22 protein-coding genes are annotated in these 20,976 nt (G+C 38.3%); 12 read left to right on the forward strand and 10 right to left on the reverse strand.

The genetic code is table 11. The features are described from left to right. Window positions 1-352: 352 nt before the first annotated feature. Entirely contained in the window at window positions 353-1,381 is a 1,029-nt protein-coding gene (locus tag MKY50_RS02885) for a fatty acid desaturase (RefSeq protein WP_341116127.1), read from the reverse strand. 139 nt (window positions 1,382-1,520) lie between these two features. On the opposite strand from MKY50_RS02885, the gene MKY50_RS21700 reads away from it, so the two are divergent. Beyond that, window positions 1,521-1,679: a molecular chaperone TorD family protein gene (locus tag MKY50_RS21700; RefSeq protein ID WP_349897605.1), complete on the forward strand. Its 159-nt coding sequence runs from the start codon at window positions 1,521-1,523 to the stop codon at window positions 1,677-1,679. 408 nt (window positions 1,680-2,087) lie between these two features. Beyond that, complete coding sequence (gene cspC, locus MKY50_RS02890) at window positions 2,088-2,288, forward strand: cold shock protein CspC (protein WP_003234247.1); 201 nt, start codon at window positions 2,088-2,090, stop codon at window positions 2,286-2,288. Between the two features lie 682 nt (window positions 2,289-2,970). Here the strand turns inward: cspC and MKY50_RS02895 are convergent. From MKY50_RS02895 to MKY50_RS02905, 3 genes are all read right to left on the reverse strand, one after another. Next, a complete protein-coding gene (locus tag MKY50_RS02895) occupies window positions 2,971-3,432 on the reverse strand; it encodes a CarD family transcriptional regulator (RefSeq protein WP_010886417.1) in 462 nt (153 codons plus the stop codon). Window positions 3,433-3,998: 566 nt separating this feature from the next. Continuing rightward, on the reverse strand, window positions 3,999-4,883 hold the full coding sequence (locus MKY50_RS02900) for a DMT family transporter (protein ID WP_029317376.1): 885 nt from the start codon (window positions 4,881-4,883) through the stop codon (window positions 3,999-4,001). 230 nt (window positions 4,884-5,113) lie between these two features. After that, window positions 5,114-5,989, reverse strand: a complete 876-nt coding sequence (locus MKY50_RS02905) for an AraC family transcriptional regulator (protein WP_341116129.1) — start codon at window positions 5,987-5,989, stop codon at window positions 5,114-5,116. Between the two features lie 112 nt (window positions 5,990-6,101). Between MKY50_RS02905 and MKY50_RS02910 the strand changes: the two genes are divergently transcribed. Continuing rightward, on the forward strand, window positions 6,102-7,061 hold the full coding sequence (locus MKY50_RS02910) for a DMT family transporter (protein ID WP_341116130.1): 960 nt from the start codon (window positions 6,102-6,104) through the stop codon (window positions 7,059-7,061). Window positions 7,062-7,213: 152 nt separating this feature from the next. Here the strand turns inward: MKY50_RS02910 and MKY50_RS02915 are convergent, their stop codons facing one another. Continuing rightward, complete coding sequence (locus MKY50_RS02915) at window positions 7,214-8,086, reverse strand: AraC family transcriptional regulator (protein WP_046160082.1); 873 nt, start codon at window positions 8,084-8,086, stop codon at window positions 7,214-7,216. A gap of 226 nt (window positions 8,087-8,312) precedes the next feature. Here MKY50_RS02915 and MKY50_RS02920 point away from each other — a divergent pair, with 226 nt between their 5' ends. The 4 genes from MKY50_RS02920 (at window position 8,313) to MKY50_RS02935 (ending at window position 12,540) form a co-directional block, all read left to right on the forward strand. Next, a complete protein-coding gene (locus MKY50_RS02920; RefSeq protein WP_019712425.1) occupies window positions 8,313-9,701 on the forward strand; it encodes an aminotransferase-like domain-containing protein in 1,389 nt (462 codons plus the stop codon). A 109-nt stretch (window positions 9,702-9,810) separates the two neighbouring features. Beyond that, on the forward strand, window positions 9,811-11,103 hold the full coding sequence (locus MKY50_RS02925; protein ID WP_015252743.1) for an MFS transporter: 1,293 nt from the start codon (window positions 9,811-9,813) through the stop codon (window positions 11,101-11,103). Window positions 11,104-11,333: 230 nt separating this feature from the next. Beyond that, window positions 11,334-11,708, forward strand: a complete 375-nt coding sequence (locus MKY50_RS02930) for a hypothetical protein (protein WP_015715290.1) — start codon at window positions 11,334-11,336, stop codon at window positions 11,706-11,708. Window positions 11,709-11,946: 238 nt separating this feature from the next. Beyond that, complete coding sequence (locus MKY50_RS02935; protein ID WP_019712427.1) at window positions 11,947-12,540, forward strand: YdeI/OmpD-associated family protein; 594 nt, start codon at window positions 11,947-11,949, stop codon at window positions 12,538-12,540. A gap of 353 nt (window positions 12,541-12,893) precedes the next feature. Here MKY50_RS02935 and MKY50_RS02940 read toward each other — a convergent pair whose 3' ends face one another. Further along, window positions 12,894-13,553 (reverse strand): hypothetical protein, encoded by a 660-nt coding sequence (locus MKY50_RS02940; RefSeq protein WP_116316437.1) that lies wholly within the window; start codon window positions 13,551-13,553, stop codon window positions 12,894-12,896. Window positions 13,554-13,743: 190 nt separating this feature from the next. Here MKY50_RS02940 and MKY50_RS02945 point away from each other — a divergent pair, with 190 nt between their 5' ends. Next, window positions 13,744-14,067, forward strand: a complete 324-nt coding sequence (locus MKY50_RS02945; RefSeq protein ID WP_019712429.1) for a hypothetical protein — start codon at window positions 13,744-13,746, stop codon at window positions 14,065-14,067. A 277-nt stretch (window positions 14,068-14,344) separates the two neighbouring features. On the opposite strand, the gene MKY50_RS02950 is transcribed toward MKY50_RS02945, so the two are convergent. Then, window positions 14,345-14,620: an HPr family phosphocarrier protein gene (locus MKY50_RS02950; protein WP_014478952.1), complete on the reverse strand. Its 276-nt coding sequence runs from the start codon at window positions 14,618-14,620 to the stop codon at window positions 14,345-14,347. Window positions 14,621-14,952: 332 nt separating this feature from the next. Between MKY50_RS02950 and MKY50_RS02955 the strand changes: the two genes are divergently transcribed. Continuing rightward, complete coding sequence (locus MKY50_RS02955) at window positions 14,953-15,498, forward strand: TetR/AcrR family transcriptional regulator (protein WP_014478954.1); 546 nt, start codon at window positions 14,953-14,955, stop codon at window positions 15,496-15,498. A gap of 143 nt (window positions 15,499-15,641) precedes the next feature. On the opposite strand, the gene MKY50_RS02960 is transcribed toward MKY50_RS02955, so the two are convergent. After that, the gene (locus MKY50_RS02960) at window positions 15,642-16,505 is read right to left on the reverse strand and encodes a DMT family transporter (protein WP_341116133.1); all 864 of its coding nucleotides are present in this window, start codon (window positions 16,503-16,505) and stop codon (window positions 15,642-15,644) included. A gap of 154 nt (window positions 16,506-16,659) precedes the next feature. Between MKY50_RS02960 and pdxR the strand changes: the two genes are divergently transcribed. Together pdxR and MKY50_RS02970 are read left to right on the forward strand one after the other, a co-directional pair. Further along, complete coding sequence (pdxR, locus tag MKY50_RS02965) at window positions 16,660-18,051, forward strand: MocR-like pyridoxine biosynthesis transcription factor PdxR (RefSeq protein ID WP_341116134.1); 1,392 nt, start codon at window positions 16,660-16,662, stop codon at window positions 18,049-18,051. Window positions 18,052-18,244: 193 nt separating this feature from the next. After that, window positions 18,245-18,670 carry a MaoC family dehydratase gene (locus MKY50_RS02970; RefSeq protein WP_024572354.1) on the forward strand — a complete coding sequence of 142 codons (426 nt, stop codon included), beginning with the start codon at window positions 18,245-18,247 and terminating at the stop codon, window positions 18,668-18,670. Window positions 18,671-18,722: 52 nt separating this feature from the next. Here MKY50_RS02970 and MKY50_RS02975 read toward each other — a convergent pair whose 3' ends face one another. Both MKY50_RS02975 and MKY50_RS02980 read right to left on the reverse strand, forming a co-directional pair. Further along, window positions 18,723-19,295 carry an alpha/beta hydrolase gene (locus MKY50_RS02975; RefSeq protein WP_031315637.1) on the reverse strand — a complete coding sequence of 191 codons (573 nt, stop codon included), beginning with the start codon at window positions 19,293-19,295 and terminating at the stop codon, window positions 18,723-18,725. Between the two features lie 82 nt (window positions 19,296-19,377). Beyond that, the gene (locus tag MKY50_RS02980; RefSeq protein ID WP_024572356.1) at window positions 19,378-19,707 is read right to left on the reverse strand and encodes a winged helix-turn-helix transcriptional regulator; all 330 of its coding nucleotides are present in this window, start codon (window positions 19,705-19,707) and stop codon (window positions 19,378-19,380) included. Between the two features lie 252 nt (window positions 19,708-19,959). Here MKY50_RS02980 and MKY50_RS02985 point away from each other — a divergent pair, with 252 nt between their 5' ends. Beyond that, window positions 19,960-20,832, forward strand: coding sequence for a YitT family protein (locus tag MKY50_RS02985; RefSeq protein WP_021481667.1), 873 nt, complete (start codon window positions 19,960-19,962; stop codon window positions 20,830-20,832). The last annotated feature ends 144 nt before the right edge of the window (window positions 20,833-20,976 follow it).

Consider the following 20,976-nt stretch of genomic DNA (forward strand, 5'->3'; position numbering starts at 1 on the left):
TGAGATTTGGAGAAGTGAGGAAGTGGGTTTTTGCTCACCAATTATTAACCATAATTCATACAACCTTATAGAAATGATGTAAAGTGGAGTTAGAAAGTGTAATGAAAACAAGCTTTCATAATCAATGATATGGATTTACAATGTTGAGGGCCCAGTGGGGGGAATAACCCGTAAAGTTCAAGTTCGCTCGGCCGCACCCCAATAATACCAAGGGTTTTACCATCTTTGGTGTTATTTTTTTGCGGAAAATACGGCTGTACCGCATTGTGGAGTCCACTAAAAAAGTGCTGACCTCTGCACAACATCGTTGCGCGAGTCTGCACTTTTATTCTGCGATTATGGGGAGTTTATTTTAATCCGTTGTTAGCCGCGCCGATACTTGGCTTTTAGAAGCTTTTTTTAAGTGGCTAAAACCAACAAATTTTTTGCCTTCTTCATCCCATAGGCGGAACTTTAACGACTTAAGGCTTGTTGCCAGTGTAATAGTCGGAACGTTTTGCAATGGTTCAGTGTTGTTATGCACTTTTTCAAGCTTATAGTTTGGGACTCTCGGGCTTAAATGATGAACATGATGAAAACCGATATTGCCTGTTAGCCACTGCATGACTTTTGGAAGCTTATAAAAAGAGCTTCCTTCAACTGCTGCTTTTACATATTCCCAATGCTCATCTTCTTCAAAATAAGAATCCTCAAACGTATGCTGAATATAAAACATCCAAATTCCGAGAGAGCCTGATATCATAAAAATCGGCACCTGAACCAGCAGGAAGTTTTGCCAGCCAATAGCCCAACATAAAAGTGCTGCCAAAGCGACGATCCCCAGGTTCGTTACATACGTATTCATCCGTTCTTTGCGTTTTGCCCCTTTTCGATTAAAACGATTGGCAATCCCGAAGACGTAAATCGGCCCAATAATAAACATAACAAACGGATTTCTGTACAAACGGTACATTATTTTTGTCTTAGTTGAGGCTTTCTTATATTCCTCAACCGTCAGTACCCAAATATCGCCTGTACCGCGTTTGTCCAGGTTGCTGCTTGTCGCATGATGGACAGAATGGTCGTGTGCCCAATGATCAAATGGATGCAGAGTCAGAATTCCTGTTAATGTTCCAAGGATTCGATTCGCCTTTCTGTTCTTAAAAAAGGAATAGTGGCAGCAATCATGAAAGATGATGAAGGTTCTCACTAAAAAACCTGCCGCAACAACAGAAATCGCTAATGTAAGGAAATAAGAAATCGACAAGCTCTTATATGCCAAACACCATAATAGGAAAAATGGCACCAATGTGTTAATGATTTGACAAATGCTTTTGTGTAAATCGGACTTTTCATAAGGTGTAACCAGTTTTCTCAAAGCCCTTAGGTTTTGTTCTTTCATATTAAAAAGTTTCCCCTTCCCTGGTGATCTTCTAAGTGTAGGAAACGTTTTATAGCCTTAGAAGGCCCAACGTGATACACCTCATATATGATAAGTATTCTTCCCATTCATCTGTAAAATTATTGGAATTAATAAACTGATTTCCAGTTTATTATTAGCAGAGTCAGCCGGGATACAAAAGGCGTATGAAGATTATACCCAGCACTTTATTGGGTCAAACTCTCTCAATGCTCCCCCATGGGGATCGATTTATTTGACCGTGAACATTGATTGTTTGAGGAAAAAAGGAATGAAGTAATGGGTATATCCATGAGTGACTGTTTGGAAACATCTGCAGAAACAAAGTTTTACAAGTGAACAGCCTTGTTTTTAAAAGATTATCTTGCTCTTTAAGAAGAAACAGCTGAGCTAAGTACTATTAAGCAAAGAAAAAGGTTTGAAGACACTCGTGATTCATTTTTCATGGTGTTTTCAAACCAAAGTTTTTAATAGGCCTCTTATTCTGCACTGGTATACACATGTTTAACAAATAATGCCATGAATAAATCGGAAATATAATTTGCAGTTATTTCCGATTCCTGATATAATAAAGAAGAATTATTTTTGTTCGGTGTAAAGGATAGTATGAAGATTGACTTTTCGTCTTGATGATACTTTGGGCAAGGATAGTATATACTGTGTGGTTACACACTAGGAGGCAACAAAAATGGAACAAGGTACAGTTAAATGGTTTAATGCAGAAAAAGGTTTTGGTTTTATCGAACGCGAAAATGGAGACGATGTATTCGTACACTTTTCTGCAATCCAAAGTGACGGATTCAAATCTTTAGACGAAGGTCAAAAAGTATCGTTCGACGTTGAGCAAGGTGCTCGTGGAGCTCAAGCTGCTAACGTTCAAAAAGCTTAATCTTCAATCGTTTATACAAACAGGCTCTTTATATAGGGCCTGTTTTTTTATGTCTATATCATACTCAATAAAAAACCCTACTCAACGTTCGAGTAGGGAGATGCTACAAGGTATAGAAAAAGATTTAAAACTTCAAAGGTTTGTTTACAGTATAACATACTGGATTGACAATATGCGGAATGTATATAAATTATTTAATGTTTTGTTCAAATATAACTCTTTCTTTTTTCACGTTCGTTACTTTAAGTAAGATTAGATGAATTATAAAAATGGTTTCATCTGGATGTTATCAACTCGCATATCTCTTTTATGAGAAGAAGATAAACAATTATTATTCAATGTGGCAGTGGATATAAGAAATTCTTAAAAATAATGAGGAGATCGATTGTTTTTTTCTCCTGGAAATAATCACTTAGAGATACCTAAAACAATGAAAGCCCTACCTCTCTTCCATCCTTACGGCTCCTTGTCCGTGCCAGTGTGAATCAGGATACTAATAACAAGTGACTATTTTATTGAGTTTTTTGGTAAAACTTCAATCTTCGCAGAAGAAATGTAAATAATAAAAATGGATTAGAATGTAGGAATAACAAAAGAGGTCGTTAATGTTCTAAACATAAGTTGGAGAAGATTTGCTTTTCATCATAATATTCCGAAATATTTTTTGGGATCAATACACTATCTAACCGAAACTTTTTATTTGCTTTTCAGTGATTCCTTTAATTACTTCCAGTTCACTAATCAAAAATTCATATGCATTATCCAGCATTTTTTTTTCGCTTGCATTAAGTGCTTTTTCTTTCTTCATACGCATTAAATCACGTACAACTTCAGCACCTTCTTGTATTTCACCTGTTTTTATTTTGTCCGTGTTTATTTTGTACCTTTGCTTCCATGGCAGTAACCTATCTGATTCTCCATGCTGAAAAATGTGCATAATGTGTTTTAATGCAAGTATATCGGTAACTGGTCGTATATTCGAACTCAATATTTTACTCGTTGGAATCATAACTGTCATATTACTGATTGACATTCTTATGACATAATACTGTTGTTTTTCCTCTAAGAATTCTTTTTCTTCTATGGCTTCAATTATACCTGCTCCGTGCATTGGATAAACAATGTTATCACCAATTTGAAACATATCATCCACCTCCATATATGGTATCCTTCTTAAGATTACCATATATGGAGGTGTAATATCAAAATTTTAATAATAACATGATCGAATTTTTGATGTCAATAACTTTTTTGAAAAAACAGATCAAGCAAAAACAATAGGAACGTGTCGGATTTCCAATCAGGAAAAGGTCAATTGATCCTTGTGAGCAGTTTTTCATTGGCTCAATGACATTACAGAAATGATTTGAGTAGATAAGAAAGAACGATATTCGTGAAATGTCAGCTAAAAATATTTAAAGCACATGATTAAGTTCTAATTTCTTTACCGATTTGATATGGATAACGGCCGACTTACTTAATGATGCATTTTCACTTATCTTGCGAGCAGAAAAAGGTTTGTTGATAAACATTTAGCCACCAAATTGGCATTATTATTAGGGAAATTGACAACCTTCAAATGGGTATTGAGGTGAGAAGAAAAATAAAGAAAGGAGAGATTATAAATGAAGACCAGAACATAAAGAAGTGAAGGGGAAAGAACAAGGTTAATTGAAAAGCAAACTATATAAAATAGTTTGCTTTTTTTTGTTATGACTTCACTTCTTTTTCTTTCTCTTTAATGACTAATAAAACACCGCTCAGAATTAAAAACGAACCTATCCAAAATGTCCCGCCTATTTGTTCTCCAAGCAGAATCCATCCGAGTAAGGTTCCAACCAGAGGCTGAAAAAAGAAAAAGAGGCCTCCACTTGAGGCATTTAATAATTGTAAGCCGTGGTTCCACAATAAAAATGCACAAGCTGTTGAAACAATTCCCAAATACAAAAGGCCACCTAGAATTTTAGGGTCAAGCAGTAGTGGCGTAAAAATCGTGCTAGGTTTTACAAAAGGAGTTAGTGCCACAATGGCCACAAAAGTTGAATACGTGGTAACAAGTATAGGCGAATAGCTGTTTGGCACGCGTTTGATAAGCACTGACATCAGTGCCCATGTAAGGGCTGCAACAAGCAGAGAAATACCGCCAAGCTGATTAGAGGTATCAATATGTCCGTTTCCAACAATAAATAATACGCCTGTGGTCGCTAAAATTATTGAAGTTCCTTTTTTTATATTCAATGGTTCTTTAAGTAATAGACGAGCAAAAATAACCATGAACGCTGGTGTGGAGGACGTAATAATTGCTCCCATTTGTGCTGAAGACAACATCGTTCCATATTCTTGTGTAACAATTGAAATGGTGTTGCCAACAATTCCAATGGCAACAATTAATAAAAGGTCGCGCTTATGAATTTTCCAAGATTGTTTCCTTATCAAACCAACAATAAGAAGCGCAAGGATGGCGATGACGTACCTGATCCAAACCAATTCAAAAGGCGGAATTACTGCGACAACAACCTTAACCACAACATACATGCCACCCCAGATACTAGCGGCTAAAGCTAAATATATAGAACCTAACAGGGTATTTTTCATTTTTTTGTTCCCTCCGTATTTAAAATTAGGTCAATAAATGCCCTAACGGAGAGAAGTAGTCACTTTACTCCATTAAGGGCGGAGAAGTGCTACTGGAACATCATTTTCAAATAGTGGAGCTAAAAACATGTTATGATCACCTCGATTTTTAAGAATGACTATCATTATACAATGTTGGTTTTAAAGCCGTAAACATCTTAAGAGGACTCCGTTTATTAATAGAATAAACTTTATGAATTCATTTTTTTGTATGATAATGGCGTCATATTCATCGCTTGTTGAAATTTACTTATGAAATAACTGGTACTGTTAAATCCAACTTGATAAGACACTTCTGTCACATTGGATTCAGGGTGTTGCAGTAATAATAAGCTTTTTTGAATTCTATAATCCATTACATAACGTAATGGCGTCTTATTCAGCATTCGTTTAAAATAACGGCAGCATTCAGAACGGCTCAGTTGGCCAGCTTTTGCAATGTCCTCTAATGTGATTTTTTCAGCATAATGGAGATGGATCCAGTTTAACATTTGTTTCATTCGATGACTTTTTATCATTTCAGATTGATCGTACTCTAATTGAAAACCATTAACGACCATGTTTTTCCACATTAACGTTAATTGCATCGTAATGTCAATCTCATAGAGCGATGTCTTTTGTTGAATCAATTGATTTATTTTTTTAACAGCATCTAGAATATTTTTTGCCCACTGTTGATTTCCGGCCAAAAATAAATAGGGCAAATTGGTTGAAAACATATAGGGCTGAACATAGCTTGAATACAGTTCCTGAGGTAAAACGAAATGGGGTGACACATTCAAGCAAATATACGTACAATCCGAGCCTTCCTTTTCTTCGGCCATGTGCAGGCAGCCGCTATTGATAAATAATCCATCCCCTTCGTGAACCTCTATTTTTTCTTCATTTATTTGAAAGAGAGCTATCCCTTTTAGTATCAAAACAAATTGGATTTCATCATGCCAATGAAGCGGAATATAGCCATTTATATTTTGATTGATCGTTGTCTTGTAGCAGGCAACTGGCAATTCTACCGTTCGGTGCTCTGTTAATTCTTTTAAATTTTGATCGATCACAAAATTCTTCATTCTGACTTCACACCTCAATATATTTATATTTTTTCATTCAATTTGAGTATTTTTTATCATGTTTTGCATTTATTATAACACTATTATTATATTTATTAGTGAGGAGTCATGTATGAATACTTCCAATAGAAGAATGGGATTGTTCTATGTTATCACAGGGGCGACATGTTGGGGAATTGGAGGCACAGTAGCCAAAAAACTTTTTCAAGAATATCAAATTGATGTCAATTGGCTTGTAACGACACGTTTGCTTACGGCTGGAATGTTACTTTTAATGCTGCAATTGTTCAGAAAGCATCGGTCTCAGGTTATTGAGGTTTGGAAAAACAAAGCGTCGGCTGGCCAGCTTCTTATTTTTGGCCTATTGGGAATGCTAGCTGTGCAGTACACATATATGGCATCCATTCAACATGGGAATGCTGCCGTTGCTACATTATTACAATATTTATCCCCAGTAATCGTCATTATCTACACGCTTTTGCGAAAACAAACGGTTCTTACCAAACAAGATATCATTACTGTTGTGCTTGCTTTAGTGGGTTGCTTTTTTTTGTTAACAAATGGTTCAATATCTCAACTTTCAGTGCCGGCAGCTGCAGTAGTATGGGGAGTTTTATCAGGATTCGCTGCAGCTTTTTATACTTTATATGCCGTTGGTTTATTACATAAATTTGATTCTCTTGTCGTTGTAGGTTGGGCTATGATTATTGGCGGTTTTGCATTGGGTTTTATCCATCCGCCATGGCAACTGGATTTTCAACGATTAACTGCTGAGGCGTATGCATATATATTATTTGTGATATTATTTGGAACAATGATTGCGTTCTGGTTCTTCATAAAAAGCTTGGAAAGCCTTTCTCCCAAAGAAACAAGCCTATTAGGCAGCTTAGAACCTCTATCCGCTGTTGTAACAACTGTCGTTTGGTTAAAAGCGCCATTTGGTTCTTTTCAATGGATTGGTGCTATTTGTATTATAGGGATAACTTTAATATTGGCTTTACATAAAGAGCCTTCTATGCAGAGTGAAAAGTCGATATTAAAGATTAGGAATCATGCAAATCGGGATATATAGGGGCTTTTTTTGCTTATATGACCGGTCCGGCAATGAAAAACACTGGTGGAGTTTGAGCCCTCTCGGCAATATCAAAAATACCAAGGGTTTTGACGCCCTTGGTATTTTTTCTTCAAGAACCTTCAATTTTTCTTCTCTGATCGAAAAACGTATTACTTTTTTGTAATTGGTATCCAAATTTCACTTTTAAAAGATGGTGATGTTACATCCTTATGCTCGTTCCACAATATTTCTGGACCTTCTATTTGTTCGTAATTTGACGATGGAAACCATTCGGAATAAATGCGTCCCCATACTTCTTGCAGTGTATCCGGAAATGGCCCGATTGATTCGAATACAGCCCATGTTGAGGCAGGAACTTCAAGCCGTGAGAAATTATCTGGACACTGTTTCGTTGTGGCTGCGCCAATATAGTGATCGAGCTCTCCTTTTTCCTCTGTCCGACCTTCAGAAAAATTGGTGGATGCACTAATGAGGCCTGATGGTGCTACATTAGAAAGCTCTTTTAGTTTATTTATTGCTTTTTCATCTAAACTTTCCCACATAGATGCAATCTCCGGATTAATCCCTTTAAAAATAATAGGAACTCTTTTTTTAATGCCAACGATGCGAAATGCCTCTTTTTCTTCAATACGGTAGTTCATTTCATTTCCTCCTTTAATTGTTAGCTGGAAGGTCATTCGTGGATAAGCTTTAAGGGAATGGCCATTAAGTCTGGCTTTTGATGGGTTTATGCCATGTAAATTTTGGAATGCCCGTGCAAAAGAATCAGGTGAGTTATAACCGTACTTTATTGCAATATCAATCACTTTTACATTGCTGTCTTTCAGTTCAAAAGCTGCAAGAGTAAGACGTCTGCGACGAATATATTCCGATAATGAAATACCTGCAAGGAAGGAAAACATCCTTTTAAAATGATATTCAGAGCAGAAAGCAAGCTTTGCTGCCTCTTGAAAATCAATATCATTAGTGAGGTTTTCTTCAATATACTTTAACGCCCTATTCATACTTTTAAGCAAATCCATTTATTTGGCCTCCTTTAACCAAAGAATAACAGGAGTGAAATGTATTTATCCGACATTCTGTGCACAGTTTTGCAGGATGACTTATATGAAATAAAGTAAGTGATTCACTTGTATTTGTACAGGTTTTATTGAAGCATGCTGTTCATAAAAAGGCATCAATAAAAGAAAGTTATAATTGTCTTATAAACGGCACATTCATATAATTGAGTGAAAAAGGATGCGTATCATGCCTATCAATTCTTTTGAAAATTATCCGATGAGCTGGAAGCCATCGATTGATAAAGCTGAAAAGCCTATTTATAAAGCACTTGCAGGGCAATTGGAACAGGATATTTTAAACGGAGTTTTATTACCTGGAACAAAACTTCCTCCGCAGCGAGAATTGGCTGATTATTTAGATTTAAATGTGAGTACGATTTCCAAAGCATTTAAAGTGTGTGAGTTAAAGGGGCTGCTGAGTGCGACTGTAGGGAGCGGCACATTTGTATCGTATGATGCGTTGTCGAATGCGTATTTACTTGAGGATACAAAGCCGACACATTTAATTGAAATGGGAGCAATACTTCCAGATCACGCTTCATATGAGCCCTTGTTACACCAACTGAAAAACATGATTCAGGAGGAGGATTATGAAAAATGGTTTAGCTACGGCCGGGCAGGCGAAAGCCTTTGGCAAAAAGATGCAGCTGTAAAGCTCATCCAAAGAGGCGGATTTGAAACATCCGTTGATCACATTTTATTTGCAAATGGGGGACAAAATGCGATTGCCGCGACTTTGGCGAGTCTTTGTAAGCCTGGAGACCGCATCGGTGTTGACCATCATACGTACCCTGGTTTAAAAACTGTTGCATCATTGCTTAGTGTGCAAATCGTACCGATAAAATCAGAGAACGATGAAATGAGTCCGGAGTCACTTGAATATGCGTGTAAAAATGAAAATATTAAAGGTTTGTATTTAATCCCGGATTATCATAATCCGACGACTTCCTTTATGTCTGTTGAGAATCGAAGAATGGTTGCAGACATTGCAAAGAAATATAATCTATTTGTTATTGAAGATGCATCGTACCATCTTCTCAACAAAAATCCGCTTCCGGCACTCGCCTCATTCGCACCGCAACAGGTTATCCATATTGCAAGTTTATCAAAATCGTTAGCGCCAGGTCTGCGTTTGGCTTATGTAGCAGTGCCGAGACAATATAAGGAGCCAATATCAAAGGCGCTTTATAATTTAAATATAACCGTTTCCCCGCTATTAGCTGAACTTACTGCTCGCACGATTGTATCAAATCAATTTGAAGTCTTAATTGAGAGTCATCGTGAACAAACCATTCGCAGAAATCAACTCGTAAACCGATATGTTGCGGGATATACATGTTTAGGTGTTGAAACAGGCATTTTTCGTTGGTTGTTGTTACCGGGTAAAATGTCTGGTGCCGAATTTGAAGAGTTGGCTGCTCGACATGGCGTGCAAGTGTATGCGGCTGAACGCTTTGTAGTGGGAAATAGTTGTCCTGAAAGGGCTGTAAGGGTTTCTGTCTGTGCACCAAAAACACTTGAAGAGCTTGAACAAGGATTAATGATCCTGAGACGTTTGCTAGACGATCTTACCTAATATTGTTTGCCATACAATTATGACATTGTATGGCTTTTTTGTGCGTGTTATGATGATCCACATCTAGAGGGAGGTTTATACAAAATTGGCTTTTAGAAAGGAAGGTCAGATGATGTTAGACAAGGACAGCGTAAAAGCAATAGATGTTCAAACTGCTTCATTACAAAGCTACATCGGTTCACCAGAAAAACAAAAATCGTTATACAAGCGTACACTATTCGTTGTGAGTATCTCACAAATTTTTGGCGGTGCGGGGCTGGCGGCAGGAGTGACTGTCGGTGCGCTTATTGCACAGCAAATGCTGGGCACTGATGCGTTTGCTGGTCTTCCTTCTGCTTTATTTACTTTAGGGTCAGCAGGATCTGCATTAATTGTTGGAAGACTTTCTCAACGTTATGGCCGTCGAACAGGTCTTTCAGCTGGCTTTATGATTGGCGGACTTGGAGCAATAGGCGTTATTATGGCAGCAATCATAAATAGTATTTTCTTGTTATTTATTTCATTGCTTATTTACGGTGCAGGTACAGCCACTAATTTACAGGCCCGTTATGCAGGTACAGACTTAGCAAATCATAAGCAGCGAGCGACTGCTGTTAGTATTACGATGGTTTTTACTACATTTGGCGCAGTGGCAGGTCCAAGCTTAGTGAATGTGATGGGGGATTTCGCTCTTTCTATTGGTGTTCCATCACTTGCTGGCCCTTTCATTTTAGCCGCAGCAGCATATATTTTAGCAGGTGTGGTCCTTTTCATTATGCTTCGTCCAGATCCATTAGTTATAGCAAGAACAATAGAAGCGGCAAATGAAGAGCCTGGTGATAAAGGACATTTGGCGGCAACTGAGCATACAGAAAACAAAAAAGGGATAATCGTTGGGGCAACAGTTATGGTTCTTACCCAAATAGTAATGGTAGCTATTATGACAATGACACCGGTTCATATGAGACATCATGGGCATGACTTGGGGGCAGTAGGGCTTGTTATTGGTTTTCATATAGGTGCTATGTATCTCCCTTCACTGGTTACAGGTGTTCTTGTAGATAGGTTGGGACGTACCGCAATGGCTATTTCCTCTGGAACAACGTTGCTTTTGGCAGGTGTAATAGCAGCATTTGCTCCGGGAGATTCTATGGTTCTTCTCGTCATTGCTCTTTCTTTACTCGGATTAGGGTGGAATTTTGGTTTGATAAGCGGGACTGCCCTTATTGTAGATTCAACTGATAGTGCCACACGAGCTAAAACGCAGGGGACAGTGGATGTTCTGATTGCGTTGTCAGGAGCTGCTGGCGGAGCATTATCTGGAATGATTGTGGCAGGGTCAAGTTACCTAGCATTATCATTTACTGGAGGGATGTTGTCCTTATTACTCATTCCAGTGGTGGTATGGTTTAGGGGACGATAAAGGATAGGATTGTTTAATTTACATTAATTTGTTATATTGTTAGATAAAGTCTATTGTAGCATCTAATATTCTAACGAACTATAGTTGCTCCATTAAATCTATTATAAAGATTTGAACAGGATTCCTTATAGCTGTGTCACTCACTGCATATTCTTTAATTGAATCACATAAAATGGTTATCGGATTTGAAAAAGGCAGGATTACTCGCTTTAGGTAAAGGAGTCATCACGTTGTTAAAAAGGTTTTCTCTTGTTTTTGTTACACTAATGATGTCTATCGTTGTTGTTTTAGCGGCCGCTAAAGAGTCGCCTGGAGATTATGTCATCTCATTTGATGAACCTATTATCTTGATGATCTCAATTGGAATCGTTGTATTTTTATTTATCCCTCCATTAGTCATGTCCTTTTTTGGCAATTTGGTTGTAAGAATAATATCTGGTGTATACCAATGTTTTATCGTTTTCACTTTTCTGGGGCTCATTCCAATTGGATTTCTTATTCCCAATGGCTTTTTGACAATTCTAGTTTCTATTGCAGGAACTTTAGTCAGTATAGCTAGTGTTGCCGTAACCTTATGCATTGGCAAGAATAAAAAAGATATATAATAATTGAATTGTTATTTTTTCAGATTGTCAGTGAAATAATAAAACAAGATGAGAAGGCTTTGTGGGCCTTCTTTTTTTTGTTGTTGCATCATCCCCACTTTAAGCTTAATCTATTGAATAATAAGAGAAGGAACCTATAGAAGAATAAAATAAATAACGAGATGTCAAAAATAAAACTGGACTTCATTATTATCAATTCACGTAAATGTAAAAAGCTTGGAAAGAGGGGAATTCTTTCATGACAAATAGCAGAACGAATCCGAAGGTTGATGAATTTTTAAGTAAAGCGAAAAAGTGGAAGGAAGAATTTGAGAAGTTGAGAACCATCATTCTTGACTGTGAGCTGACTGAAGATTTTAAGTGGATGCATCCTTGTTACACATACAATAATAAAAATGTCGTTTTAATACATGGGTTTAAAGAATATTGTGCGCTTCTGTTTCACAAAGGCGCCTTATTACAGGATACCGATGGAATTCTCATTCAACAAACGGAGAATGTACAGGCGGCGCGCCAGATTCGGTTTACAAATGTTCAGGAAATAAATGAGCTAGAAAACATTTTGAAAGCCTATATTCACGAAGCCATTGAAGTTGAAAAAGCCGGTTTGAAAGTGGATGTTAACAAAAATATTGAATTGAACATTCCTGAAGAACTTCAAAATAAATTCGATGAAATCCCTGCCTTGAAAACTGCTTTTGAAGCATTGACCCCGGGACGGCAAAGAGCATACACTCTTTATTTTTCTCAAGCCAAACAATCCAAAACCCGAGAATCGAGAGTCGAAAAATATGTGCAAAAAATTCTCGATGGAAAGGGATTAAAGGATTAGGCACGCCAAGGTTCAGGCTAAAGGAATAGCATCATAGCGTAATAAGATCATTTCTATAGAAGAAAAACAAGCATAGTAAGATGCTTGTTTTTTCTTAGGACAACATTCACTTACTGCTGAAATGCTTCTTTTGATTAACATTGTATGCCACTAGACAGCGTTATAAAATATTAATGCAACACCTAGAAATAGCTCAATGGTACGGCTCATCACATTTAGAATGCCTAGGAGAACTAATAGAACCGGAAGATTTTTCAGCAAGTTACTGCACTTCAAACTTTGTTTTTATATTAATATATCTTATTTCCTTATTAACCATTGTATTTAGTCAGGTACAGACAAACGAATACTGATTAATGAATCATCATGATATCAATGAGCCGCTTGATTTTTTCATTGTCACCTGTATCAACATACACTGTTTTTCTGTTTTTTATGATATTCTCAGTCACTTCCCTCATGACGCCTTTTTCTACATCATCAGCAGAATCCCATCGTAAAGGCACATTATATACATGAATCGTGCCATCCCCATTGCCATGATAAGTGACTGATCCATTCACTAAACGAGAACCTGCTAACTGGGTTACATCTTCTGGATAGCTGGCACTTGTATCATCATTAGGATTAATTGGCTCGCCAGCCGAAATATGTCGAACATTTAATTCATCTATCTCTTGATTAGGTCCAAGTTGAAGCCAAACTCTGGCATATTCGATTTTTTCCGAAGAGTATGCTGCCAATACATTGTTTTCTTTGCTTTTCTCTTCTGCTGAAGAGGTATTATTTGCAGCTTTTGTTGCGGATTCTTCTGATTCTGTTATTGGCTCCGCTTCATCCTTGTGTATTTTGGTGCTCTCTTCAGGCTCAGTGTGTTTTTCGTCAGATTGTACAGCAGAAGCTTGATTTGAAGGTTGTTGTGCTTCTCCATTCTTACTGTCCGTACATCCAGCAAGCAAAATCATAAGCAGCAGGGCAGTATTGCAATAACATATCTTTCTGCGTTTCTTCATTTTTTCATTCCTCTCTATTAATTCAGGTCAGCTTCATATATAAGTTTATGTATCTAAATATTACCATGGAATAGATAGGATGATATTGAAAACTGTTTAAGAAGAGGAAACGATCTTGAATAGCATCGCGAAAACTTAAGAATTCTTAAGAAGTTTTGCCCCTTTTTCTGTGTTTTCAAGCGGGAACATGATGAAGGATTTAGAACGTAAATATCCAGAGTTGAAAAAATTATTGGAGACTTATAATTATAAGTTTTTGGCGCTGGGGATGATTTGTCCAATAGCTCCAACAGATGTCGTTTGTTTTTTATCGGCAGCTGTAGGAATCAAGTATACCACTTACATTTTAACGGTTATCGTTACGAATATCCCTTTATTGATATTTTCGAGTTTCATTGTGATCAATTTTAGTGAGTCATTAATGGGAACTGTATTGGTTGTCGCATCATTTGTTTTGGTTTCTATTGTATCCATTAAAATGTGGAACACCCTTAAGCATAAACGGAGCACATAGAAATGCCACGAGACTAACCATTTATAGCTTATAAGCACCTGTAGAGATTTAAGTTCTTTCGGTATCCAATAATACCAAGGGTATAACTGCCCTTGGTATTATGTTCTGCTGCACATATATAAACCCTCCATTTTCGTTTGTAGATCCTTTTTAATTTTTGTATTTTAGGTTGAATGATCACCAGAAGAAAAATGAACGCATGATCTGAAAAGCTGTTTTGTCGCAAAATAAATAAATCAACCAACGATAACAATCTCGCTACTACGATAGATTTTGATTACTGTATATAATCGTTTTTTAGTAAATGCTCTTTCATTTTTTGAATTGCCTTCGCTTCGTCGGCTCCATGAGCGTATATATGTATTTCGGTTCCTGGTTTAATTCCTAAATCCATAATGTCCATGATGGCTTTTGGCGCTTGTTTGAGGTTAACAGTTTTCCCTTGGTATTCAAGAAAAATGTCTGATGTAAACCGATGAGCTATACTGACTAACAGGGTAGCTGGTCGCGCAAACCCTGTTTCCTTAATGATCGTAAATTGTCTTTTAATCATTCTTCACCTCATTAAAGTCTGCCTCTTGACGGATTTATAGTTGGGTTGCAGATCAAATTTGAATTTAGAGTACCTTTAGGATAAGTGATCTAATTTCATCATTTTCTCTGCATTTTGAAATAACACCCTTTCTTTGTGTTTACAAAATAATTCTCAACTAACTAAAATGGACAATGACTTCATTCGGGAAAAAGCATGATTCACTATCAGCTTTTATTTATTATTGTAAATACAAACATGGTGTGTACAATGGTTACATTCAGGCGATTTGTTGATTATTCAACATTCCACTCTAAATTGTTGATTATCTTAAGAAAGTTTGGTGAAAAGCTATGTCCAAAGTGGATAGAAGAATAACCAAAAGCCAAGAGGCTATTAAAATAGCTCTGATTGAGCTGATGACTGAAAAAAGTTTTGATCATATTACGATTAAGGAAATTTCTGAAAGGGCAAATGTAAACCGGGGAACAATCTATCTTCATTACTTAGATAAATTTGATCTATTAGAAAAAATTATGGAAGAGCATATAAACAATATGGGGGATTTTTGTGAGTCGGCAGCTGAAATGGACTGGATTGAATCGACTGTACACTGCATGGAATACCTTGAGAGTAATTATTTATTCTTTTCGACGATGTTAGCCAGTGAAGGCGCTCGATATTTTCGCAGTCAGTTCCTTAAGTTTAATATCGAAGAGTTCAGGAAAGATGTAGATGTAACGAAAGGCAAGAATTACGGCCAAAGTGAAGATGTCATTGTTGAATTTATAGCAAATGCTTACGTAGGGGTAGTGGAATGGTGGTTAAAAAACGAAATGCCTTATCCGCCTCGTGTCATGGCAGAAAAAGTGGGGGAGTTATTAGAGCGGATTTTATAATGGAGGTAGGAAATGGGTGTTGACTTATTTGTCTAGGCGGGAGATTCAAGTCTCCTCGATCGCATACAAAATACCAAGGGTTGATGGCCCTTGGTATTTTTATACCTTCATGCATTTTTGAAGTTTATGCTTAAAGGTCTGCCTTACTTTGCAAATCGCCGAGCTGCGGCAACGCACATGATAACGGCGATATTCACTGCTACGAGTGCCCAGCCCACTTTCTCGTGCAGAATCACTGAGGCAAGCAGCAGTCCAAAAAAAGGCTGGAGAAGCTGGAGCTGCCCAACCGCTGCAATTCCCCCTTGGGCAAGACCTCGATACCAGAACACAAAGCCGATCAGCATGCTGAATAAGGATACATATGCAAGACTGAGCAGTGCGGGAACGCCGATCGCCGACCATGAGTCCGGCGTAAAAAAGAACGACAATGGCAGCATAAGAGGAAGCGACAGAACGAGTGCCCATGAGATCACCTGCCAATTCCCCAGACGCCGTGAAAGTTTGGCCCCTTCTGCATAACCAAGACCGCATACGACAATAGAAGCCAGCATGTACGCGTCGCCAAGCGGGGATGAACCTCCCCCCTGAATGAGGGCGAAACCTGCTACTAACAAGCTGCCGGCAGCTGAGAAAATCCAGAAGACGGGACGGGGGCGTTCACCCCCGCGCAGTACGCCGAAGGCCGCCGTTGCGAGTGGAAGAAGTCCAATGAAGACAATGGCGTGTGCGGATGTGACATGCTGAAGCGCTAAAGCTGTCAGCAACGGGAAACCAATCACTACGCCGAACGCTACCACTAACAATGAAATGAGATCTCTTTTGGCAGGATGCTGCTGCCGGAAGATGAGAAGGAGACCTCCCGCCAGTACACCAGCTATCGCAGCACGGCAAACTGTGAGAAATAACGGATCGAAGTCTGACACAGCCAAACGGGTCGCAGGCAGCGAGCCGCTGAAAATGAGTACGCCTATAAAACCATTTATCCAGCCATTTGTTGTTTTGTTCATTATAATCACTCCACATATCTTTCTTGTTCATTGTCTGTATTTTCTTAACAAAACCAGCAGCTAAGGATTACAATGACTATAAACTGGAATTGGCCTTTTATAAACAGCCAGTTTTCATAAAAAAATGCATACCAGTTAGGAGAGCAACGCGCAAATGGATATCACGCCTTTTTTGAATAGAACTCTGGATATTCCGCTTTATCAGCAGCTTTATCGGTATTTTAAAGAAAATATGCATCGGGGCCGTATTCAAAAAGGAATGAAGCTTCCTTCAAAAAGACTCTTGGCGAATCAGCTTTCCATCAGCCAAACGACTGTAGAACGTGCCTATGAACAGCTCGCTGCTGAAGGTTATATTGTGAGCAAGCCAAGAAGCGGGTGGTTTGCTGATTATCATGATTCTGATTTTGCTTATGATAGAATGCCAAGCACAACACCCATTCAACAAGAAGCAGAAGAAAATAAACAATGGATTGATTTTCATTATGGAAATGTAGATTCTTCTTACTTCCCTTTTTCCGCATGGCGAAAAAGCATGGTCAATAGCTTAGACCAATATGGACACGAGCTTTATCGGCCGGGACATGTTTTAGGAGAGTTTGAGCTGAGAACACTCATTGCAGAGTACCTGTATCAATCTCGGGGTGTTCATTGCGGCCCTGAACAAGTGATTATAGGTGCCGGGAACCCTATTCTGCTGCAAATCTTGTGCCAAGTTTTTGAGCCGAATATTTCTATAGGGTATGAGGATCCTGGTTATCCAAGAGCACGCAAGATTTTTGAAGCCAACCGCATGAATATTGTTCCTATACCAGTCGATGATGAAGGAATCTGTATACAGAAGGTCAAAGAACAGCAGCCAAACCTTGTATATGTCACACCTTCCCATCAATTTACGCTGGGAACCATAATGACAATAAACAGAAGAATTCAGCTGCTCAAATGGGCGGCCGAACATCAATCCTTTATCATAGAGGATGATTATGACGGGGAATTTAGGTACACAGGACAGCCGGTTCCTTCTCTTCAAGGGCTTGATCAGCATAACCGTGTCATTTATATGGGCACTTTTTCTAAGTCTCTTTTGCCCTCGCTGCGTATCAGCTATATGATTCTTCCTTCACCTCTTTTAAAAAAGGGGCATGAAATCACGTCCTTATATAAGCAGACAGTGTCCTGCCACAGTCAGCTAACCCTAGCTGAATTTATAAAAAATGGAGAGTGGCAAAAACACATCAACAGAATGAGAAAACTTTACCGCAAAAAAAGAGCCATTGTATTAGAGGCAGTGCAAAGGGAATTAGGAGAGCATGTCAGAATCCGCGGAGAAAACTCTGGGCTTCGTATCTTACTTGACGTTTATTTGCCATTTGGTGAAAAAGAGTTAATTGAGAAGGCGAAAAAACATGGAGTAAAAATTTATCCTGTTTCTCTTTCTTATCAACATCATCCTCCTGCAAAAACGGTTTCGCTCGGGTTTGCAGGGGTTTCTGAATCCAACATAAGAGAAGGCATAAAAAAACTGAAGGCTGCCTGGAAGATATGAGGGAGCTTTCAGTTTAGCAAAAAGGCCAAGTGACGACTAAGTGTTGAGAGCTGTTCAATATTTTTTAAGTATATGATGAGTGCCAGCAGTCCAGTCCACGATATGTCTGTTTAGCGAAAAACAGAATTTTTTATTTGCTCCTCACAGTGCTAAAATAAACAAAATAGACAATTGAAAAAATAGAGGTGTAAGAATGAAGTTAGATGAGTTTACAATTGGCCAGGTCTTCAAAACGAAATCATTAAAAGTATCAAAAGATGATATTATGCGGTTTGCGGGTGAATTTGACCCTCAGTATATGCATGTAGATGAAGAAAAAGCGAGTAAAGGCAGATTTAATGGGATTATCGCTTCCGGCATACAAACACTGGCCATATCTTTTAAACTTTGGATTGAAGAAGGTCTCTATGGAGACGATATTATAGCCGGAACAGAGATGAATCATATGACATTCATAAAACCCGTATATCCGGATGATGAATTGTTTACAATTGTTGAGGTTCTTGATAAGCAGCCAAAGAGAAATGAATTGGGAATACTCACAGTATTGCTATCTACTTATAATCAAAAAGAAGTAAAAGTGTTTGAAGGTGAGTTATCCGTATTGATGAAACGATAACTCAGAAAGCCCGCTTTTCGCGGGCTCGATTGAAGCAGATGGGTGAAAGATGTTAGCGAGTTTCCTTTGAAAAATAAGAGGTTAAAACATCATAAACAATAGGCAAAGAAGTAAATCCCTCATCTTCTAGAAAATGACCTCCGTGCTGAACTTCATATAACGCAGCATCAATTTGTTGTGCCAGATCCTTGCTGAATGAAAAAGGCACAATTTGGTCGTCCTTAGAAGCAATGACAGCACGGTGCTTCGCGGACTCAATGATTGTTTGATGATCAAACGATCCCTGTGTAAATTCATCTAACATCTTTAAAGTGGGCAATGATTTGGCAAAGCCGGAAACAAGTATGATTCCGCCAAGCTGTTTTCGTAATTGAAGATGTTCCAAAAATCTCAAAATGGCGGGGCAACCTAAGCTGTGCGCAACCAAATACGTATTTTCATGTAAAGTGTGCTGATATAAAGAGAGTGTATCCAGCCAATCCTCAAGTCTTGGCTGGAGCGGATTAGGCATGTTTAAAATGTCTGCTTTGACCCCATCTGCGAGCAGGCGTTTTTTCAGCCAAGGGAACCAATGATTTGTTGAGGAGGCTCCGTAGCCATGAATGATATAGACTTGTTTTGTCATTTTTTCCTCCACACGAAGCATTTTCATTCAGTATAAAATTCCTCTCAATGGGAAACAAGTACGCACTTTTTTGTAAGTAGTTTTACATATGAGGCATTCCTTGTGCCATTCCCCACTTACACATTTCATCTATGAGGGGGTACAAAGATCGCCCTCTGTCAGATAACGAATACTCTACTTTCAGTGGGGTTTGAGAAACCTCAGACCGATGAATAAGGCCGTCAGTTTGCAATTCCTTAAGCTGTGCGCTTAACATTTTATGGGTGATGAAGGGCATAGCCCTTTTCAGCTCGCCGTATCTCATCGTTTTTTCACACCCTAACTCATAGAGTATTCTCATTTTCCATTTGCCCCCTATAAGAGACAAGGTGTATTCAAATGGGGCTTGTTTACTGCGGCACAGGCTATCCATGTAATCGAACCTCCTTTTTAAGGTATCATATCAGAATAATTCAGGATTTTCGGTGTTGAAGTTTGAGGGCGATTCGCGATCTGAACTGAAAGGAACGCTTGCTCAACAGGCGGCACGGTACATGAATGTTCTAAGTCAAAGAGGGTTACCTTACTGTTAATTACTTTATTTAAAAAAACGCATGTTTTTAGCTGAAAATATCTATTATGGTATATTTAAATATAACGAAATATTTGAGAAATGAGGAATGGTATGAATACAACCAAAAAACATAAGAAATTTAAAGCGAAAATGATTTTCCAAATCATCATGGTTATCATTGGAGGAATCATAGCGGCGTATGGACTAGAAACAGTGCTCATTCCAAACAGTGTATCTGATGGAGGGGTGACGGGTCTTAGCATCGTTGGTTCACAGCTATTCAACTTGCCGCTGGGGATTTTGATTGCAGTGATCAACATTCCATTTGTCTGGTTAGGATATAAGCAAATAGGGAAAAGCTTTGCATTATTATCAATTATCGGAATCGTATCGCTTGCCGCGGGGACAAGCTTTTTCCACCACACACCCGCCATCATAGAAGGAGATACCCTGTTAATTACCGTTGTCGGCGGGATTATCCTTGGATTCGGAATGGGGCTGGCGCTGCGTAATGGCGGCGCATTAGATGGAATTGACATGCTTGCTGTGCTGCTATCCCGAAAACTGCCATTCGGAACGAGCGATCTCATTCTATTCTTAAACCTTTTCGTGTTTATTTTTGTTTCCACAGTATTTGGCTTACAAGGGGCATTGCTTTCAGTCATTGCTTACTACATTGCATCCAAAGTGATTCATGTTGTGGAGGAAGGCTTAAGCGGCTCTAAAACCTTTCAAATTATTACAACCCAACCTGAATTAATGGTAGAGACAATACGTGATCAATTAGGCCGAAGCGCCACATATAAAGAAGCTTACGGGGGTTTTTCCCACGAGAAATTTAAAGAAATCACATGTGTCATCAACCGTTTAGAAGAAACCAAACTAAAGGAAATTATTAATGATATTGATAAATCCGCCTTTGTCACCGTATATGACGTAGCTGAAGTGAAGGGCAGCAATTTTAGAAATCTCAATCATCATTAGAAAAAAGAATGACCTTAACTGACATGCCGCCGATAAATATAATCAAAAACACTTTTTGAGGGCTTGAGGGTGTAACCGTAAAGGTCTGAATTATAGAAATACCAAGGGTGTCAAAACCCTTGGTATTTTTTCTGCCAAAAATAA

Origin of the sequence: Bacillus sp. FSL R7-0685 (assembly GCF_038002425.1) — a bacterium.
Lineage (GTDB): Bacteria > Bacillota > Bacilli > Bacillales > Bacillaceae > Bacillus > Bacillus subtilis.

Excerpts from the sequence above, each read along its gene's own strand:
- MKY50_RS02885 (WP_341116127.1), bottom strand. The coding sequence starts at position 1,381 with ATGAAAGAACAAAACCTAAGGGCTTTGAGAAAACTGGTTACACCTTAT.
- cspC (WP_003234247.1), top strand. The coding sequence starts at position 2,088 with ATGGAACAAGGTACAGTTAAATGGTTTAATGCAGAAAAAGGTTTTGGT.
- MKY50_RS02895 (WP_010886417.1), bottom strand. The coding sequence starts at position 3,432 with ATGTTTCAAATTGGTGATAACATTGTTTATCCAATGCACGGAGCAGGT.
- MKY50_RS02900 (WP_029317376.1), bottom strand. The coding sequence starts at position 4,883 with ATGAAAAATACCCTGTTAGGTTCTATATATTTAGCTTTAGCCGCTAGT.
- MKY50_RS02905 (WP_341116129.1), bottom strand. The coding sequence starts at position 5,989 with ATGAAGAATTTTGTGATCGATCAAAATTTAAAAGAATTAACAGAGCAC.
- MKY50_RS02910 (WP_341116130.1), top strand. The coding sequence starts at position 6,102 with ATGAATACTTCCAATAGAAGAATGGGATTGTTCTATGTTATCACAGGG.
- MKY50_RS02915 (WP_046160082.1), bottom strand. The coding sequence starts at position 8,086 with ATGGATTTGCTTAAAAGTATGAATAGGGCGTTAAAGTATATTGAAGAA.
- MKY50_RS02920 (WP_019712425.1), top strand. The coding sequence starts at position 8,313 with ATGCCTATCAATTCTTTTGAAAATTATCCGATGAGCTGGAAGCCATCG.
- MKY50_RS02925 (WP_015252743.1), top strand. The coding sequence starts at position 9,811 with ATGATGTTAGACAAGGACAGCGTAAAAGCAATAGATGTTCAAACTGCT.
- MKY50_RS02935 (WP_019712427.1), top strand. The coding sequence starts at position 11,947 with ATGACAAATAGCAGAACGAATCCGAAGGTTGATGAATTTTTAAGTAAA.
- MKY50_RS02940 (WP_116316437.1), bottom strand. The coding sequence starts at position 13,553 with ATGAAGAAACGCAGAAAGATATGTTATTGCAATACTGCCCTGCTGCTT.
- MKY50_RS02945 (WP_019712429.1), top strand. The coding sequence starts at position 13,744 with ATGAAGGATTTAGAACGTAAATATCCAGAGTTGAAAAAATTATTGGAG.
- MKY50_RS02950 (WP_014478952.1), bottom strand. The coding sequence starts at position 14,620 with ATGATTAAAAGACAATTTACGATCATTAAGGAAACAGGGTTTGCGCGA.
- MKY50_RS02955 (WP_014478954.1), top strand. The coding sequence starts at position 14,953 with ATGTCCAAAGTGGATAGAAGAATAACCAAAAGCCAAGAGGCTATTAAA.
- MKY50_RS02960 (WP_341116133.1), bottom strand. The coding sequence starts at position 16,505 with ATGAACAAAACAACAAATGGCTGGATAAATGGTTTTATAGGCGTACTC.
- pdxR (WP_341116134.1), top strand. The coding sequence starts at position 16,660 with ATGGATATCACGCCTTTTTTGAATAGAACTCTGGATATTCCGCTTTAT.
- MKY50_RS02970 (WP_024572354.1), top strand. The coding sequence starts at position 18,245 with ATGAAGTTAGATGAGTTTACAATTGGCCAGGTCTTCAAAACGAAATCA.
- MKY50_RS02975 (WP_031315637.1), bottom strand. The coding sequence starts at position 19,295 with ATGACAAAACAAGTCTATATCATTCATGGCTACGGAGCCTCCTCAACA.
- MKY50_RS02980 (WP_024572356.1), bottom strand. The coding sequence starts at position 19,707 with ATGGATAGCCTGTGCCGCAGTAAACAAGCCCCATTTGAATACACCTTG.
- MKY50_RS02985 (WP_021481667.1), top strand. The coding sequence starts at position 19,960 with ATGAATACAACCAAAAAACATAAGAAATTTAAAGCGAAAATGATTTTC.